Consider the following 13,562-nt stretch of genomic DNA (forward strand, 5'->3'; position numbering starts at 1 on the left):
TATTTTTTTTCAGGAAAGACTTGCTTTCATGGAAAAAAATCAGGGAGAAAATGAAGAATAAAGGCGTTTATTTTGGGTTGTCTGCCTATGTCTTGTGGGGCTTGGTCACACTATATTGGAAAATAATCGTTGGGGTTTCCCCGTTAGCCACGATGTGCTACCGAATCGTGTGGTCCTTTGTTTTTATGGTGTTGTTTATCGTGCTTTCTGGGAAGAAAACGCAATTTTTACAAGAAGCGCGTCTGCTGTGGAAGAACAAAGCATTTGCTGGACTGATCGTTTTAGCGTCTGTGCTGATCTCCATCAACTGGTTCACTTTTATCTTCGCGGTGAGTGCGGGCCACGTGATGCAAGCCAGCTTAGGCTATTACATCAATCCGCTAGTCAATGTCTTGTTAGCAACCGTTTTTTTGAAGGAACGTCTTAGTCGTACTGGCATGCTGGCGTGTCTGCTGGCAAGTATCGGGGTAATCTTATTATCGATCCAAACAGGAACGATTCCTTATGCCTCACTGATCATGGCCTTTTCCTTTAGTACGTATGGCTTGATCAAAAAAAGGATCCCCATTAGTTCGGTTACTGGGTTAACGATCGAAACGATGGTGATTTTCCCCTTTGCGCTCGTGTATATTTTAGGATTTTCAACCGTCGGCTTTATGAATTATCCCTTGCAAACCAATCTCTTATTGATGGGTGCCGGGATCGTGACGGCTATTCCGCTGTTGCTGTTTGCGGAAGCCGCGAAAAATGTTTCTTACATTACGCTTGGGTTTATTCAATACGTCAATCCGACGATCATGCTTTTGTTGGCCATCTTTTTGTTTCACGAAACCTATTCACTGGCCCAATTTTCCGCCTTTGCGTTTATTTGGCTGGGGATCGCGGTCTTCACCTATGGTACGTTAGGCACGGCGATGAAAGAGCGGCGCATGGGACAGCAAAGAAAGCAACTCTGATAGATTAGGAATGGCTGCAACTGGGCCGTTCCTTTTTTGATTAAAAAACAACTCAATTTAGATAGTGAAGGATGTTGCAAGGAGAATTGTTCAATGGTATAACAAAGGAAAAGCACGTTGCAGAAATTCTGATTGAAAAGGGTTGCATCTGCCACAGGGGTGTGTTATTATTCTTTCAGTTACAAGGATTGTTACTGTTCGGCAGGCAAAACCAGAATTGACCGTAGCGCGCTAATGGGGAGATTCTAGGTTTTTTTATTTTGGAGTGAGGGAAAACGATGGTTATTGGGAAAATTTTAAATAATAATGTCGTCATCTCGACCAATGATGCCGGTCAGGAAGTGATCTATATGGGTCGTGGCATTGCGTTTAAGAAGAAGGTCGGCGATCCAGTGGATGAAGCCTTTGTCGAAAAAGAATTTGTGTTAAAGGATACCTTTACCGCAAATCAGTTTCAGCAATTGTTTTCAGACATTCCTGTGGAAGAAGTCGAAGCCGTCAAGCAGGTGGTGGATGATGCGGAAGCATCCTTGGGGATCGAGCTGTCGCCAAATATTTATTTGACACTGACCGATCATATCCATTATGCGCTGGTTCGGGCACGTGAAGGCATTGAGCTGCCGAATCCATTGTTGTTTGAGACCCGCAAATTTTATCCGAAAGAGTATGCGGTTGCAGCAGATGCCGTTGCTTATTTTGAAAAAGTCTTCGGGATTTCATTGCCGGAATCGGAAATTGGCTTTATCGCCTTTCATATCGTCAATAGCGAACAAGCCAATGGTACGATGGAAACCACGATGCAAGCGGTAGAGATCGTACGTGACGTACTGGCGATCATCAGTCGCTTTTATGGACGAGTCTTTAACCCAGATTCCTTGAATTATCAACGGATCACCACGCATTTGCAGTATTTTGCGCAGCGCTATTTAAGCGATGAACTTTCGGGGGAAAAAGATGAATTTTTATTTGCCCTTGTGCAATCGAAGTACCCTAAAGCGTTTCAAACGGTCCAACGGATCAACGAATATTTGATCAAAACCTACGACAAATCGATCGGTGAATCAGAAATGATCTACTTAACGATCCATATCGAACGTGTCGTCAATGATCAAACCAATTAACATTCAATCATTAACGGATTGTTACTGTCAGGCAGGCAATACCCAGATTGAAAAGACAACAGTCAGCGAGGAAAAAACTCGTTAGACGGTCGTTTTTTCAATCTGGGTTTTTTTATTAAAAAAAGGAGTGTTGAAAAAATGAGTTCAAATAAAGAAATTGCCGTTCGCGTCCTCGATGCGGTGGGCGGCAAAGAAAATGTCAACAGCGTGGTGCATTGTGCGACCCGCTTGCGTTTCAAATTAAAAGATGAGAACAAAGCGGATACGGCACGCTTGAATCAAGACGACGACGTGATCCAAGTCGTTCAAAGCGGCGGACAATACCAAGTGGTGATCGGCAGTCATGTCAGCGACGTTTATCGTGAATTGAATGGAGTAGCGAACTTCGATGGCGAAGCAGACAGCAAAGGCGACAAAGGCAACCTGTTGAATCAACTGGTGGATATTATTTCGTCGATCTTCACGCCGTTTTTAGGCGCAATGGCAGGTGCCGGTGTCTTAAAAGGATTTTTAACGCTGGCAGTCACCTTGAATTGGCTGGCAGCTGATTCTGGGGTTTACACTGTATTGTATGCGATTGCCGATGGGTTATTTACCTATTTACCAGTGATGTTGGCTTTTACTGCAGCGAAGAAGTTTCGTACCAATGAATTTCTAGCGGTTTCCTTAGCGATGGCATTGGTTCATCCAAATATTACCGCTTTGGCTGGACAAACGTTGAGTTTCCTAGGCTTACCGGTCATTATTGGTGCGAGTGCTTATACGTCTTCCGTCATTCCGATTATTTTAGCGGTCTTTTTACAAAGCTATGTGGAGCGTTTCTTTAAAAAAGTCATTCCTAGCTTCTTACAGATCATCTGTGTACCTTTAGCGGTCTTCTTGATCATGGCGCCATTGACTTTTATTGTCGTCGGTCCACTAGGAACGATTTTAGGAAACTTGTTAGGTAGTGCTTACGACAGCATTTACCACTTTAGCCCACTGATCGCCGGGGCTGTCATGGGTGGTTTATGGCAAGTCTTTGTGATGTTTGGCATGCACTGGGGCTTTGTACCGATCATGATGTTGAATCTCAGCCAAACCGGTGTCGATACGATGGTGCCGATGCTGTTGCCAGCTGTCCTTTCTCAAGGGGGTGCAGCGCTAGCAGTATTCTTTATGACAAAAAATGTGAAATTGAAAGGGTTGGCCCTTTCTTCAACGATCACCTCAATTTTTGGGATCACAGAACCGACGGTGTATGGGGTGACCTTGCCATTGAAAAAACCATTTATTGCCGCGTGTATCAGTGGTGCCATCGGTGGTGCCTTCATTGGCTTCAGCCAAGTCGAAAACTATACCTTTGGGTTAGTCAGCTTGCTAAGTCTGCCGTCCTTTATCCCACAAGATACGAAAGATCTAAGTGGTCTGATCGCAGCTTCAATCGGAACGGCTATCGCTTTTGGCGCCGCGTTTGTCTTGACCTTCTTCTTACGTTTTGAAGATCAGCCAACAACCGATGCCAGTGCAGCACCGGCAAAAGAGCCAGTTACACCCACAGATAGTTCGTCTAAAGAACGTGTGATCCTCAGCAGTCCGTTAGAAGGCAAAGTGGTTCCCTTAGCAGAAGTCAAAGACCAAGTCTTTTCTTCTGGTGCATTAGGAAAAGGCATCGCCATCGAACCGACCATCGGGGCTTTGTATGCGCCGGCAGATGGCACCATCACGACGCTCTTTCCTACCGGCCATGCCGTTGGTTTGACCACCACGGATGGAGCAGAAGTCTTGATGCATATTGGTATGGATACCGTGGAACTAGATGGCAAAGGCTTTGAGGTCTTTATTAAACAAGACGATCAAGTCAAACGCGGTGATTTGTTGGTGAAGTTTGATCTAGATACGATCAAAGCAGCCGGCTTATCCACGATCACACCAATCGTTGTGACGAATACCCCGCAATATTTAGATGTGATGGATATGAATCAAACCGATGTCTTGCAAGGAGAAGACTTCTTAGCCATCGTAAAATAAGCAAAAGAAACCCGATCCTCGACTGAATATCAGCAAGGATCGGGTTTTTTGTAAGAAAATAAGGCGCAGTTGCCCTTCTCGCTTGCCTGACATGGTAGCAAACGCTTGTCACAGCGCTAGTTAAGGGCAAGACCAACATCAGGAATGCCTACTCAGGGAAAACCCGAACATTCTTGGGGACTGCTCCCTACACATGGCTTAAATTTTCGGCAAGCGACTCTAAAGCGGGGAAATCGAGAATCGCATAGCCCTGTTTTTGTTTTTCGATCAGCTTGTCTTCTCGAAAGCTGGTAAAGGTTCGCAGCAGGTGGCGATAGCTGACATTCAAGATTGCGGCACAGGTGGTCAACTGAAAGGAGAAGTGTTGATTTTCTTGATGGGCAAGAATAAATTTGGCCAACCGTGTCTCTACAGGTTCCGTCAATGAATTCGCTAAGTTGATCCCCGAATTCAAGCGGGAACTGAGCAACTGACAGATGGTTTGCAAAAAGCGGACGTCTTGTTGCAAGGTGCTGCGGTAGCGATTCAAAGGGATGCAGACGCAGACGCAAGCAGAAGCGGCTTTGACACTGCTTTTCGGCAAGAGTTCCCATAAAGAGGAAGCTTCCCCTAAAGGTGCAGCCGGCTTGGCGTAATCAATACAAATCGTTTGGGTATCCGAAGAGAAGGAATAGACCATCACGGTTCCTTCTACGAGAAAATACAAGTATTCAGAAGGCGTGCCCGTTCGAATCAGGTGCTCTTCTTTTTCAAAGGAATGCAAAGTGGCCATCGCTAACAAATCATTGTCCATATAAGATTGCAGATCGTATGTGTCAATGTAATTACTGAGGCGTGCGGTATCATCGATTTTTTTCATGGAAATCAGCCACTCCTGAATGGTTTTCTTTAAGTATAGCTTAGTTCCCCTTTTGACTCAACACGAACGATAAATAAAATCTAATGTAAATTGTATGTAAAAATAAGGTAAAATAGGACATGTGTCACTTCATTTTGAAGGGATACTTGGTATGATTTGAATGTAAGAAAGCTTCAAACCATTAGGAGGAGAAAAAATGCCATTGAAACGAATTGTTAAAGGAATGTTAGGAATTGCGTTAGTTGCAGCATTGACCGGCTGTGGGAATGGGAGCAGCAGCAGCGACAGCAGTGCCGCAGCCGAAAAAGAAAAGCTGGTGGTACAATTCGTACCGACCAATAATGACGGCTCGATGCAAGCCAAAGCAAAACCGTTTGCTGAGTATTTATCAAAAAAATTAGACCGTGAAGTAGAAGTAACGTTAGCAACGGATTATTCGACGATCGTAGAAGCGATGGCTTCTGGACAAGTTGATTTAGGGATCATGCCGCCAGCCGCTTATGTTCAAGCCAAAGACATGGATGCAGCCGAAGCGATTTTGACTTCTCAATTAGGTGCCTATGATCCAGAGACCGGCTTGCCATTAGAAGGGGAAAAAACCAATACCTTCAAAGGGGAGATCTTGGTCCGTGCGGATAGCGATATGACAGAATTGACGGACTTAAAAGGGAAAAAAATCGCTACATTGAGTCCGAACTCTGCCAGCGGCTATATTTACCCAGTTGCCGAGTTGAAAGATGCAGGAGTTGATCCAACGACGGATGCTACATTAACGACGGTGAACGATATTCCAAGTGAGATCACTGCAGTCTTGAATGGTCAGATGGATGCCGCCTTTGTGTTTCAAGGGGCACGGAATGTCTTTGCGTCAAGCTTCCCAGATAACGATTTATTCGAAGATCTAAAAGTTCTTTACTTAACCGAAGGGGACATCCCGAATGACGCCATTGCCGTTCAACCGACGATGGATGCTGAACTAAAAGAGCAGATTAAAGAAGTGTTCTTGAACATGGCAGATGATGAAGAAGGCGCCGAAGCAATGAGCTTGTGGGGACACCAAGGGTATGAAGAAGCAGCTGATTCTGCTTACGATACCATTCGCGATTATACACAACGAGCAGCAGAGTAAAAAATCAGGGATTGCGATAGAAGGATAACGGGACACGGAGATGTGCAGCGATTTACTAGGGGAATAGGTGGAATACGCAGTACCAGTGCATTTTTTAGTGAAATAGACCGTGACCGATTGGGGAAACTTTGCCGCGGTCCCTACATAATGGAGAAAACAGATGATAACTTTTGAGAATGTATCCAAAGTCTACCCAAATGGGGTCAAAGGATTACAGAACATAGATGTAACGATTGAACAAGGAGAATTTGTGGCAATCATTGGTTTGAGTGGTGCTGGTAAGAGTACCTTTTTGCGCTCGATCAATCGCTTAGTGCCAATCACTGAAGGAGATATTCGGGTAGATGGCAAATCAGTCACGAAAGCCAATAAAAAAGAATTGCGCTTGATTCGCCGACAAATCGGATTGATCTCCCAAAGCTTCAATTTGGTCAAACGTAGTACCGTTCAAAAAAATGTTTTGTCTGGGCGTTTGGGGTATTACGGGACCTGGAAAAGTATTTTAGGGTTGTTTACGAAAGAAGACTACGAAAGAACGAAAGAAGCGCTAGCGACTGTCGGCTTGTCAGACAAACTGCAAACGAGAAGCGACCAGTTGAGTGGTGGGCAACAGCAGCGAGTATCCATCGCCCGTGCCTTGGTTCAACAAGCGCCGGTGATTTTAGCTGATGAACCCGTGGCATCACTAGATCCCATCACGACAGAGAAAGTGATGGAGGATCTGAAGAAGATCAATCAAGAAATGGGCAAAACGATTGTCATCAATCTGCATTCGATTCCCTTGGCTCGTCAGTATGCGACAAGGATCATTGCCTTAAAAGCAGGTGCGATCGTTTTTGACGGCAACGCAGCCGCTTTGACAGATCAGCGTTTAGAACAAATCTATGGCAAAGCAATTTTTGAAGAAAAGGCAGGAGAAATCGATGAAACTGAAAGAAACAGTTCATTTTAATTGGTACAAACACCTGCTGCTGGTTCTTTTATTGCTGCTCTTTTTTCAAAGCAGTGCCTGGATCACGGGGGCTGATTTTGCCCAAGTGTGGTCGAATCGCAGCCAGATGACGGCTTTCATGGCTCGGTTTTTGCATCCGGATTTTAGTTATTTACCGCAACTGATGATGCCCTTGATCAAGACATTGCAGATGTCCTTTTTAGGCACCGTTTTAGGAGTAGTCGCAGCAATACCGGTGAGTCTGTTGGCGACGACAGTCGTGACAGAAAGCCGTTGGGTCTCTGTGCCGATGCGTTTTCTCTTAGGGCTGGTGCGGACGATTCCCAACCTATTGTTGGCGGCATTGTTCGTAGCGATTTTTGGGATCGGTGAAGCCACTGGTGTTTTGACCATCGCGGTCTTTACCTTTGGTATGGTTTCACAGCTGATGTTCCAAGCGATCGAAACCATTGATTTTGCGCCAATCGAAGCAGCAGCGGCGGTAGGGGCAAATAAATTTCAAGTGACTGTTTGGGCGATCATACCTCAAGTCATCAGCCAGTTTGCCAGCTATACTTTTTATGCCTTTGAAGTCAATGTTCGAGCTTCGACGGTGTTAGGATATGTTGGTGCCGGCGGGATCGGGGTCATCCTGAACGCCTCATTGGCATTATTGAATTATGAACGGGTCTCAATCATTATCTTGACGATTTTGCTAACGGTAGCGATCGTTGATTTTCTCAGTGAGCGGGTAAGGAGGTCATTCCTATGATGATCAGAGAAGTGAAGAAAACGACTTGGCTATTATGGGGACTCTTTGCTATCTTACTGGTATTATCCGCAGCGACGCTGGATTATTCCGGATTGAGTACTTTTTCCTTAGCGATGGGAAGAGATGTCCTTCAAGGGTTGAGTCAGCCAGACTGGTCTTTCTTTTACGACGGTAGCGGGGAGGATCTGTGGAGCTTATTGTTACTGACGATCGGCATCGCTTGTCTAGGAACGATGATCGCAACAGTCTGTGCGATTCCAGTGACCTTGCTGAGTGCCGCCAACCTATGGACCTCGACACCATGGGTCGCAAAAATCGGCAAAATGATCTGCAATATCTTGCGGGCATTTCCAGAGCTAGTTTATGCGATTATTTTTGTCCGTGTGGTAGGTCCGGGACCTTTCGCTGGGGTTATGGCGATCGGTGTCCACCAGATCGGTATGCTGGGCAAGTTGTTCACCGAAGAAATGGAAGCCATGGATGAGCGCTTGACGGAAGAGATGCAAGCAGTTGGTGCCAACTTTTGGCAGACGATGTTTTTCGTGCGGGTCCCTTACTTAGCACCCATCTATAGTTCCTTTGCATTGAATCATTTTGAAATTGCGGTCCGCAGTGCGGCAACATTAGGATTAGTCGGTGCTGGCGGGATCGGTGCACCATTGATTTTTGCTATTCAAACCAGAACCTGGAGCAAGGTAAGTATTATTTTGTTGGGCGTCGTTGTGACCGTCTTCTTATTAGACCAGTTGACTGGAATCATCAGAAAGAAATTGAGATAAACCTATGAATGTATTGCATATATCAGATATCCATTTTCGAGAAAGTTACCTGCCTTGTGAAGAAGGGTATCAAGGAATGCTGGCAGCCATGCAAAATCCCTTGATTCCTCTGGAAGAGTGTATCCAGGATGCCAAGGCGCGAGGGGCGATCGATTTGGTGGTGATCAGTGGCGATTTGACCGAAGATGGCGCGCCTGCCGATTATGCCTCTTTGAAGCAATATTTAGAAAAAGCCTTTGGCTCAGTGCCGATCGTGGTAACGCTAGGTAATCATGATATCAAACGGCATTTTCGCCAAGGCTGGCAAGGCAAGTCAGTAGAAACCGCCAGTGATACACCTTTTAATCAAGTCTATGAAACGGAGACATTGGCGATCGTGACTTTCGATAATTCCTGCTATGGCTATGCCGACGGTATCGTAGATGAGCGACAGTTTGAATGGCTGCAAGCCACGCTGGCACAGCTCAAAGAGAAAAAGATCGTTTTTGTGACACACCATCATTTGTTGCCCGACCAAGCAAGCACGCCGGCATGGGCCGGTGCCAATCGTTTGGTGGCATTATTGCAGCAGTATCAAATCTCTTGTATTCTCAGTGGACATACCCATCATGCGTTTACGGGAACGATCGCAGGGATTCCTTACTATACTGTGGCAAGTATGTCGTTTGTCGGGGAAGATGAAGGCGATGGGATGGTCCGTTTTGAAGAACGCTATGGATACAATTTGTATCGTTTCGAGGAAGGTGCATTGGTTCATCAATCCTCAGAAAACTATCGACCGAACCGTGTATTGATGCGGGTCAACATGCAAGGATAAAAAACAGACGTTCCGTCAACGCTGCCTTTAGCAGCAGAAAAGGAACGTCTGTTTTTGTGTAAAAAAGGCTTAACCTTGATTGCCAAAGGTTTTGACAACTTCAATCGTGCCGTCGATATGGAAAAACAAGGTATAGTTTTCTTCGGTTTTGATACCGTCAAAGCGGCGAGCATAATACGTGACCGCATCTTTGAAGGTTTGTGGGGGAACCCCTAAAAAATCAGCGCATGCCGCCAATGTTTTGCAGCCTTCTTCAAAACAAGCGATGATATCATAGGGCGTGACCACGATCGCAGAACCAATGTCGCGGGCTTTGCGTTCTTGTTTGCGCTTTTCGTTGGTGTCTTGGGCGGTAATGTCGCCAGCACTGGTCAAATAATGACCGATTTCTTCACCGATGGTGCTCAAGAGGTCTTCTTGTGATTGGTCAGGGTTCAAGTAAATATGGTGATCGATGTACAATCCTTGCTGACCATCAGGCATATTTTTATCGAAAATAAAGTGCAAGTCTGGGTAGGCGGCCATCAGTTCTTCTACTTTATCCATTTCCATCATTCCTTTTGGGCGTGCCGCTGTTTTATAAATTCAATATAGCTGAGGATGTCTTCCATCTGCTCATCGGTGACGTCATCATCAATATGGGCCGCAACGGTTTGAACTTTTGCAGAGGGCGGAGTAAAGCCTGCCGGGACTTGTCTGCCTAATAAAAAATCGGTGGATACTTGAAAAATCTCCGCGAGTTTGACGATGGTCTCGCCATCGGGTTCGTTACGATCATTTTCGAAATGCGAATACGCTGCACGGGTGATCCCTAGCTGATCTGCGATCTGCTGTTGGGTTTGGTTGGTTCGTAGTCTGAGTGTTCTTAGCCGTTCGCCAAGCATGAGTGATCGCCTCCTTTTTTGTAGTATAGCACGTTGGATATAATTTGTATCTATTTTTGTATTATTTGATATAAAAAATATCACATCAGTTGACGATACGAATCGTATCTTTTATACTGGAAACAGATGATATGAATCGTATCAAAAAGAATGGGGGAGAATCATGGATACATCGATCGTAACAGTTGTCTTGCCGTCACTCATTACTGGTGTACTTACTTATTTGGCTACCCGAGTATCCAGCAAAGCGAATTTGGAACAAACGAATATCGAAAATGCCCAAAAGCTTTACCTGAAATATGAACAGATCAATCAAGAATTGACCCATAAAATCGACCAGTTAGAAGAAGAAGTCCAAAAGACCGCCAAAACCTACCAAGAAGAAGTCTTGGTCTATCAAGGAAAGCTTGCTACTGCCCAAAGCGAACGGGATTTTTTGCGGGCAGAAAATCAGGTGCTGAAAGAATGGCAGCGAGTAAATCAAGTGCCTGGGACGCGTGAAGAGAAGCAACATTCAGCCGTTGGCTAATAAAAAAAACTGCTTATCCATCAATAAGCAGTTTTTATTCTTTAATTGATCATTTGTTCATTCACGTAGGCAGCATAAAGCGGGTGATTGCTGATCAATTCTGCATGGGTACCTTGACCGGTAATGGTACCTTTTTCTATAAAGTAAATTTGATCGGCATCCACGATGGTCGATAAGCGATGAGCAATCACTAATGTCGTGCGCCCTTCCATCAAATGATCCAACGCCCGCTGGACCTTTTCTTCCGACTGAGAATCTAGGCTGGCGGTCGCTTCATCCAGCATCAGCAGCTTGGGGTCTCGCAAGAATGCTCGTGCGATGGCGATCCGTTGTTTTTGCCCGCCAGATAGTTTGACGCCGCGTTCGCCGATTTGTGTTTCTAGTTTTTCGGGGAACTCTTGGACGAACTGATCGGCATAAGCCAATGCCAGTCCTTGCCACAATTCCTCCTCTGACAGCGTCCGTCCCAATCCGTATTGCAAGTTTTCCCGAATCGTACCAGCAAAGACCGCACTGTCCTGGGAAACGTAGCCGATCTGTGACCGCCAGTCCTGCAGATCAATGTCAGCTATCGGCTGTTCACCAATCAGCAAGAGCCCGCTGGTGGGTTCATAAAAGCGTTCTAGTAAAGCAAAAATCGTGGATTTTCCACCGCCGCTTGGTCCCGCAAAAGCAATCACGGTGTTGGGCTTGGCTTCAAAAGAAATGTTTTGCAAAATCGGCCGTTTGGGATCGTAACTGAAATCGATCTGTTCTGCCCGTAAGACAGCGCCATCGATGGCGGCTTTGGGTGCTGCCTGGATCGGCTCCAGCGGCGTATCCAAAATTTCTTGGATCCGTTCCGTAGCACCCATCGCTTTTTGAACTTGCGAAAAGAACATCGCAAACGTCGTCACAGGCGCAATAATATTAAAGAGATACAGTAGAAAAGCGATCAATGCGCCACTCGTCAAGGTGCCGGCTTGCACACGGATCGCGCCATAACCGAGGATTCCCACGAGTAAGCCCAGCATGGCCGTCGTCATGATTGGCTGCAAAATCGCACTGACTTTCGCATCCTTGACCCCGAGGGTAAAAATTGCCCCAATGTTGCGCCGACCGTTTTCTTGTTCACTGGCTTCTCCGTTGCTGGCTTTGATCAAACGGATCTCTGAGAGTTTTTCGCTGGCATCCGCATTGAAATCGGCGGTCGCTGCTTGCAACTGGCGTCCTAGTTTCGACATGATCTTGCCGATTGGCCACATGATCAAGGTGATCAAAGGCACCGCACTGAACATGATCGCAGCCATCTGCCAATCCATCAAAAACAAGATGATCATCGAACCGACCAATTGGATCAAGCCAGTGACAAAGCTGGGAAATTGCGAGGTGACTAGTTCTTTGATCACTGACGTATCATTGACGAGTCGCGAACTGCTTTCCCCCGACTTGTGGTCATCAAAATAGCTGACTGGCAAATGCAGCAGATGTTTCCAAAGACGTTCCCGCAACGTTTTCACAGCACTTTCTCCCACATAGCGCAAGAGAAAGCCGCCTAAAGTCCCTACACCTAATTGCAGCACAAAGGCTAGGATCAAAACGACCAGCATGGAGGTGCTGAACGTGGGGGTGCCGCTGGCATCGACCAGCGTTTTCGTCAGCTGCGGCACGACCAAACTGGCGGCACTTGTGATCAGGCTAAAGAGCATCCCTAAAAGAAACAAGCCTTTCTTAGGATTGACACTGACGATCAGGTGGATAAAGTCTTTCATTTTAAATTTGTTTTTGTTCACTGTTGGTGTCGTTGTTTCCATTCGTTTTCCTCCGCAGCAAGCAAGATGGCTCACCGCTTTTTCTTTTTAACTAGGTGTTATTAGAAATCCTGCCAATCCTCCTCGGCTGCTTCGTCTTTAGAAGCGGAAGTCGGTCTTGCTTTGCGGTCTTGTCCAAACCCGTAGGCATCAAAAAAGTTGCCTTTTACCCATGTGTACCGTGGATCATTCGCCTCGCTATTATCAAACGGCCCAAACGGCCCAAACGGCTCAAATGGTCGATTGCCAACCATGCCGCGATGTCCAGGAAACGGCATTTGCCGCATGGCTTCCTTGATCTGTTTTTTCATTTTGCGTCGCTCATCAACGCCCATTTCTTGCCAAGTATCTTTCATTTGTTGCCTCATTTTTCGACGATCCTCATTCGACATTTCCTGCCAATTTCCGTCCCATTGCTTCATCATTTCTTCCCGAATCTCTTGCATGGCTTGCAAACGATCCATTGGGTCAATAAAGCGTTGTGCCTGCTGTTGGAAGTCCGTCTCCCACCCAGCGGCAATGTTTTCAAGCAGACGAGCAAATTCGGTTTGTTCCTCCTCTGAGAGCCCTGCAAAAAACGACTGACTGCTGGCTGCTTCTTTTTGTGCCAGTAATTTTTCCGCTTTTTTTCTTCCAGTTTCTGTCAGGTAGATTCGTTTGATCCGTTTGTCGGCTGCATCTTCTTTGCGCTGGATATCCCCACTGTTTTCCATTTTCTTCAATAGTTCTGCCAAGGAACTTGGCCGTAAATCTAAAACTTCTGCGAGGTAATTTTGTACCAAGCCATCTTCTAAGTTTAAAACGGCAAGGACGCGTTGCTGTCCAGAAAGGCGTTGGTTGTTTTGGCTCATAAAGGCATTGCTGGCTTCGCTGATAAAACGAAGCTGTTTCATTAAGTGATCGGTCATTGTACTCATTGAGAACACTCCTTTTAGATTATTGTTCGGTACCTAACGATATCGATGGATTGATTATAGTTCGGTGC

General features: G+C 45.9%; 14 protein-coding genes. 9 read left to right on the forward strand and 5 right to left on the reverse strand.

From position 1 onward, the window contains the following. Nucleotides 1-50: 50 nt before the first annotated feature. From rarD to A5870_RS01040, 3 genes are all read left to right on the forward strand, one after another. On the forward strand, nucleotides 51-956 hold the full coding sequence (rarD, locus tag A5870_RS01030) for an EamA family transporter RarD (protein WP_005230654.1): 906 nt from the start codon (nucleotides 51-53) through the stop codon (nucleotides 954-956). 278 nt (nucleotides 957-1,234) lie between these two features. Beyond that, nucleotides 1,235-2,077 carry a BglG family transcription antiterminator LicT gene (gene licT, locus A5870_RS01035; RefSeq protein ID WP_005233287.1) on the forward strand — a complete coding sequence of 281 codons (843 nt, stop codon included), beginning with the start codon at nucleotides 1,235-1,237 and terminating at the stop codon, nucleotides 2,075-2,077. A 138-nt stretch (nucleotides 2,078-2,215) separates the two neighbouring features. Then, nucleotides 2,216-4,087 carry a beta-glucoside-specific PTS transporter subunit IIABC gene (locus tag A5870_RS01040; RefSeq protein ID WP_086291557.1) on the forward strand — a complete coding sequence of 624 codons (1,872 nt, stop codon included), beginning with the start codon at nucleotides 2,216-2,218 and terminating at the stop codon, nucleotides 4,085-4,087. Nucleotides 4,088-4,274: 187 nt separating this feature from the next. Here the strand turns inward: A5870_RS01040 and A5870_RS01045 are convergent, their stop codons facing one another. Continuing rightward, nucleotides 4,275-4,946, reverse strand: coding sequence for a cyclic nucleotide-binding domain-containing protein (locus A5870_RS01045; RefSeq protein WP_005233292.1), 672 nt, complete (start codon nucleotides 4,944-4,946; stop codon nucleotides 4,275-4,277). Between the two features lie 196 nt (nucleotides 4,947-5,142). On the opposite strand from A5870_RS01045, the gene A5870_RS01050 reads away from it, so the two are divergent. From A5870_RS01050 to A5870_RS01070, 5 genes are all read left to right on the forward strand, one after another. Beyond that, on the forward strand, nucleotides 5,143-6,075 hold the full coding sequence (locus A5870_RS01050) for a phosphate/phosphite/phosphonate ABC transporter substrate-binding protein (protein ID WP_016620312.1): 933 nt from the start codon (nucleotides 5,143-5,145) through the stop codon (nucleotides 6,073-6,075). A gap of 160 nt (nucleotides 6,076-6,235) precedes the next feature. Further along, nucleotides 6,236-7,027 (forward strand): phosphonate ABC transporter ATP-binding protein, encoded by a 792-nt coding sequence (gene phnC, locus A5870_RS01055; protein ID WP_005230661.1) that lies wholly within the window; start codon nucleotides 6,236-6,238, stop codon nucleotides 7,025-7,027. Beyond that, on the forward strand, nucleotides 6,999-7,778 hold the full coding sequence (gene phnE, locus A5870_RS01060; RefSeq protein WP_010748971.1) for a phosphonate ABC transporter, permease protein PhnE: 780 nt from the start codon (nucleotides 6,999-7,001) through the stop codon (nucleotides 7,776-7,778). Before phnC ends, phnE (A5870_RS01060) begins: the two co-directional genes overlap by 29 nt. Beyond that, entirely contained in the window at nucleotides 7,775-8,557 is a 783-nt protein-coding gene (gene phnE, locus A5870_RS01065; RefSeq protein ID WP_086291558.1) for a phosphonate ABC transporter, permease protein PhnE, read from the forward strand. The genes phnE (A5870_RS01060) and phnE (A5870_RS01065) overlap by 4 nt, the downstream gene beginning before the upstream one ends. A 4-nt stretch (nucleotides 8,558-8,561) precedes the next feature. Then, nucleotides 8,562-9,374: a metallophosphoesterase family protein gene (locus tag A5870_RS01070; RefSeq protein WP_086291559.1), complete on the forward strand. Its 813-nt coding sequence runs from the start codon at nucleotides 8,562-8,564 to the stop codon at nucleotides 9,372-9,374. Between the two features lie 69 nt (nucleotides 9,375-9,443). Here A5870_RS01070 and A5870_RS01075 read toward each other — a convergent pair whose 3' ends face one another. After that, nucleotides 9,444-9,920: an ImmA/IrrE family metallo-endopeptidase gene (locus tag A5870_RS01075; protein ID WP_034858679.1), complete on the reverse strand. Its 477-nt coding sequence runs from the start codon at nucleotides 9,918-9,920 to the stop codon at nucleotides 9,444-9,446. Nucleotides 9,921-9,925: 5 nt separating this feature from the next. Continuing rightward, the gene (locus A5870_RS01080; RefSeq protein WP_005230670.1) at nucleotides 9,926-10,258 is read right to left on the reverse strand and encodes a helix-turn-helix domain-containing protein; all 333 of its coding nucleotides are present in this window, start codon (nucleotides 10,256-10,258) and stop codon (nucleotides 9,926-9,928) included. 163 nt (nucleotides 10,259-10,421) lie between these two features. Between A5870_RS01080 and A5870_RS01085 the strand changes: the two genes are divergently transcribed. Further along, nucleotides 10,422-10,787 carry a hypothetical protein gene (locus A5870_RS01085; RefSeq protein WP_077452409.1) on the forward strand — a complete coding sequence of 122 codons (366 nt, stop codon included), beginning with the start codon at nucleotides 10,422-10,424 and terminating at the stop codon, nucleotides 10,785-10,787. A 41-nt stretch (nucleotides 10,788-10,828) separates the two neighbouring features. Here A5870_RS01085 and A5870_RS01090 read toward each other — a convergent pair whose 3' ends face one another. Together A5870_RS01090 and A5870_RS01095 are read right to left on the reverse strand one after the other, a co-directional pair. After that, on the reverse strand, nucleotides 10,829-12,580 hold the full coding sequence (locus A5870_RS01090; protein WP_086291560.1) for an ABC transporter ATP-binding protein: 1,752 nt from the start codon (nucleotides 12,578-12,580) through the stop codon (nucleotides 10,829-10,831). 59 nt (nucleotides 12,581-12,639) lie between these two features. Further along, nucleotides 12,640-13,494: a MarR family transcriptional regulator gene (locus A5870_RS01095; protein WP_086291561.1), complete on the reverse strand. Its 855-nt coding sequence runs from the start codon at nucleotides 13,492-13,494 to the stop codon at nucleotides 12,640-12,642. Nucleotides 13,495-13,562 lie beyond the last annotated feature (68 nt).

The organism is Enterococcus sp. 2G9_DIV0600 (assembly GCF_002140615.1).
GTDB lineage: Bacteria > Bacillota > Bacilli > Lactobacillales > Enterococcaceae > Enterococcus_D > Enterococcus_D innesii.

Excerpts from the sequence above, each read along its gene's own strand:
- rarD (WP_005230654.1), top strand. The coding sequence starts at position 51 with ATGAAGAATAAAGGCGTTTATTTTGGGTTGTCTGCCTATGTCTTGTGG.
- licT (WP_005233287.1), top strand. The coding sequence starts at position 1,235 with ATGGTTATTGGGAAAATTTTAAATAATAATGTCGTCATCTCGACCAAT.
- A5870_RS01040 (WP_086291557.1), top strand. The coding sequence starts at position 2,216 with ATGAGTTCAAATAAAGAAATTGCCGTTCGCGTCCTCGATGCGGTGGGC.
- A5870_RS01045 (WP_005233292.1), bottom strand. The coding sequence starts at position 4,946 with ATGAAAAAAATCGATGATACCGCACGCCTCAGTAATTACATTGACACA.
- A5870_RS01050 (WP_016620312.1), top strand. The coding sequence starts at position 5,143 with ATGCCATTGAAACGAATTGTTAAAGGAATGTTAGGAATTGCGTTAGTT.
- phnC (WP_005230661.1), top strand. The coding sequence starts at position 6,236 with ATGATAACTTTTGAGAATGTATCCAAAGTCTACCCAAATGGGGTCAAA.
- phnE (WP_010748971.1), top strand. The coding sequence starts at position 6,999 with ATGAAACTGAAAGAAACAGTTCATTTTAATTGGTACAAACACCTGCTG.
- phnE (WP_086291558.1), top strand. The coding sequence starts at position 7,775 with ATGATGATCAGAGAAGTGAAGAAAACGACTTGGCTATTATGGGGACTC.
- A5870_RS01070 (WP_086291559.1), top strand. The coding sequence starts at position 8,562 with ATGAATGTATTGCATATATCAGATATCCATTTTCGAGAAAGTTACCTG.
- A5870_RS01075 (WP_034858679.1), bottom strand. The coding sequence starts at position 9,920 with ATGGATAAAGTAGAAGAACTGATGGCCGCCTACCCAGACTTGCACTTT.
- A5870_RS01080 (WP_005230670.1), bottom strand. The coding sequence starts at position 10,258 with ATGCTTGGCGAACGGCTAAGAACACTCAGACTACGAACCAACCAAACC.
- A5870_RS01085 (WP_077452409.1), top strand. The coding sequence starts at position 10,422 with ATGGATACATCGATCGTAACAGTTGTCTTGCCGTCACTCATTACTGGT.
- A5870_RS01090 (WP_086291560.1), bottom strand. The coding sequence starts at position 12,580 with ATGGAAACAACGACACCAACAGTGAACAAAAACAAATTTAAAATGAAA.
- A5870_RS01095 (WP_086291561.1), bottom strand. The coding sequence starts at position 13,494 with ATGAGTACAATGACCGATCACTTAATGAAACAGCTTCGTTTTATCAGC.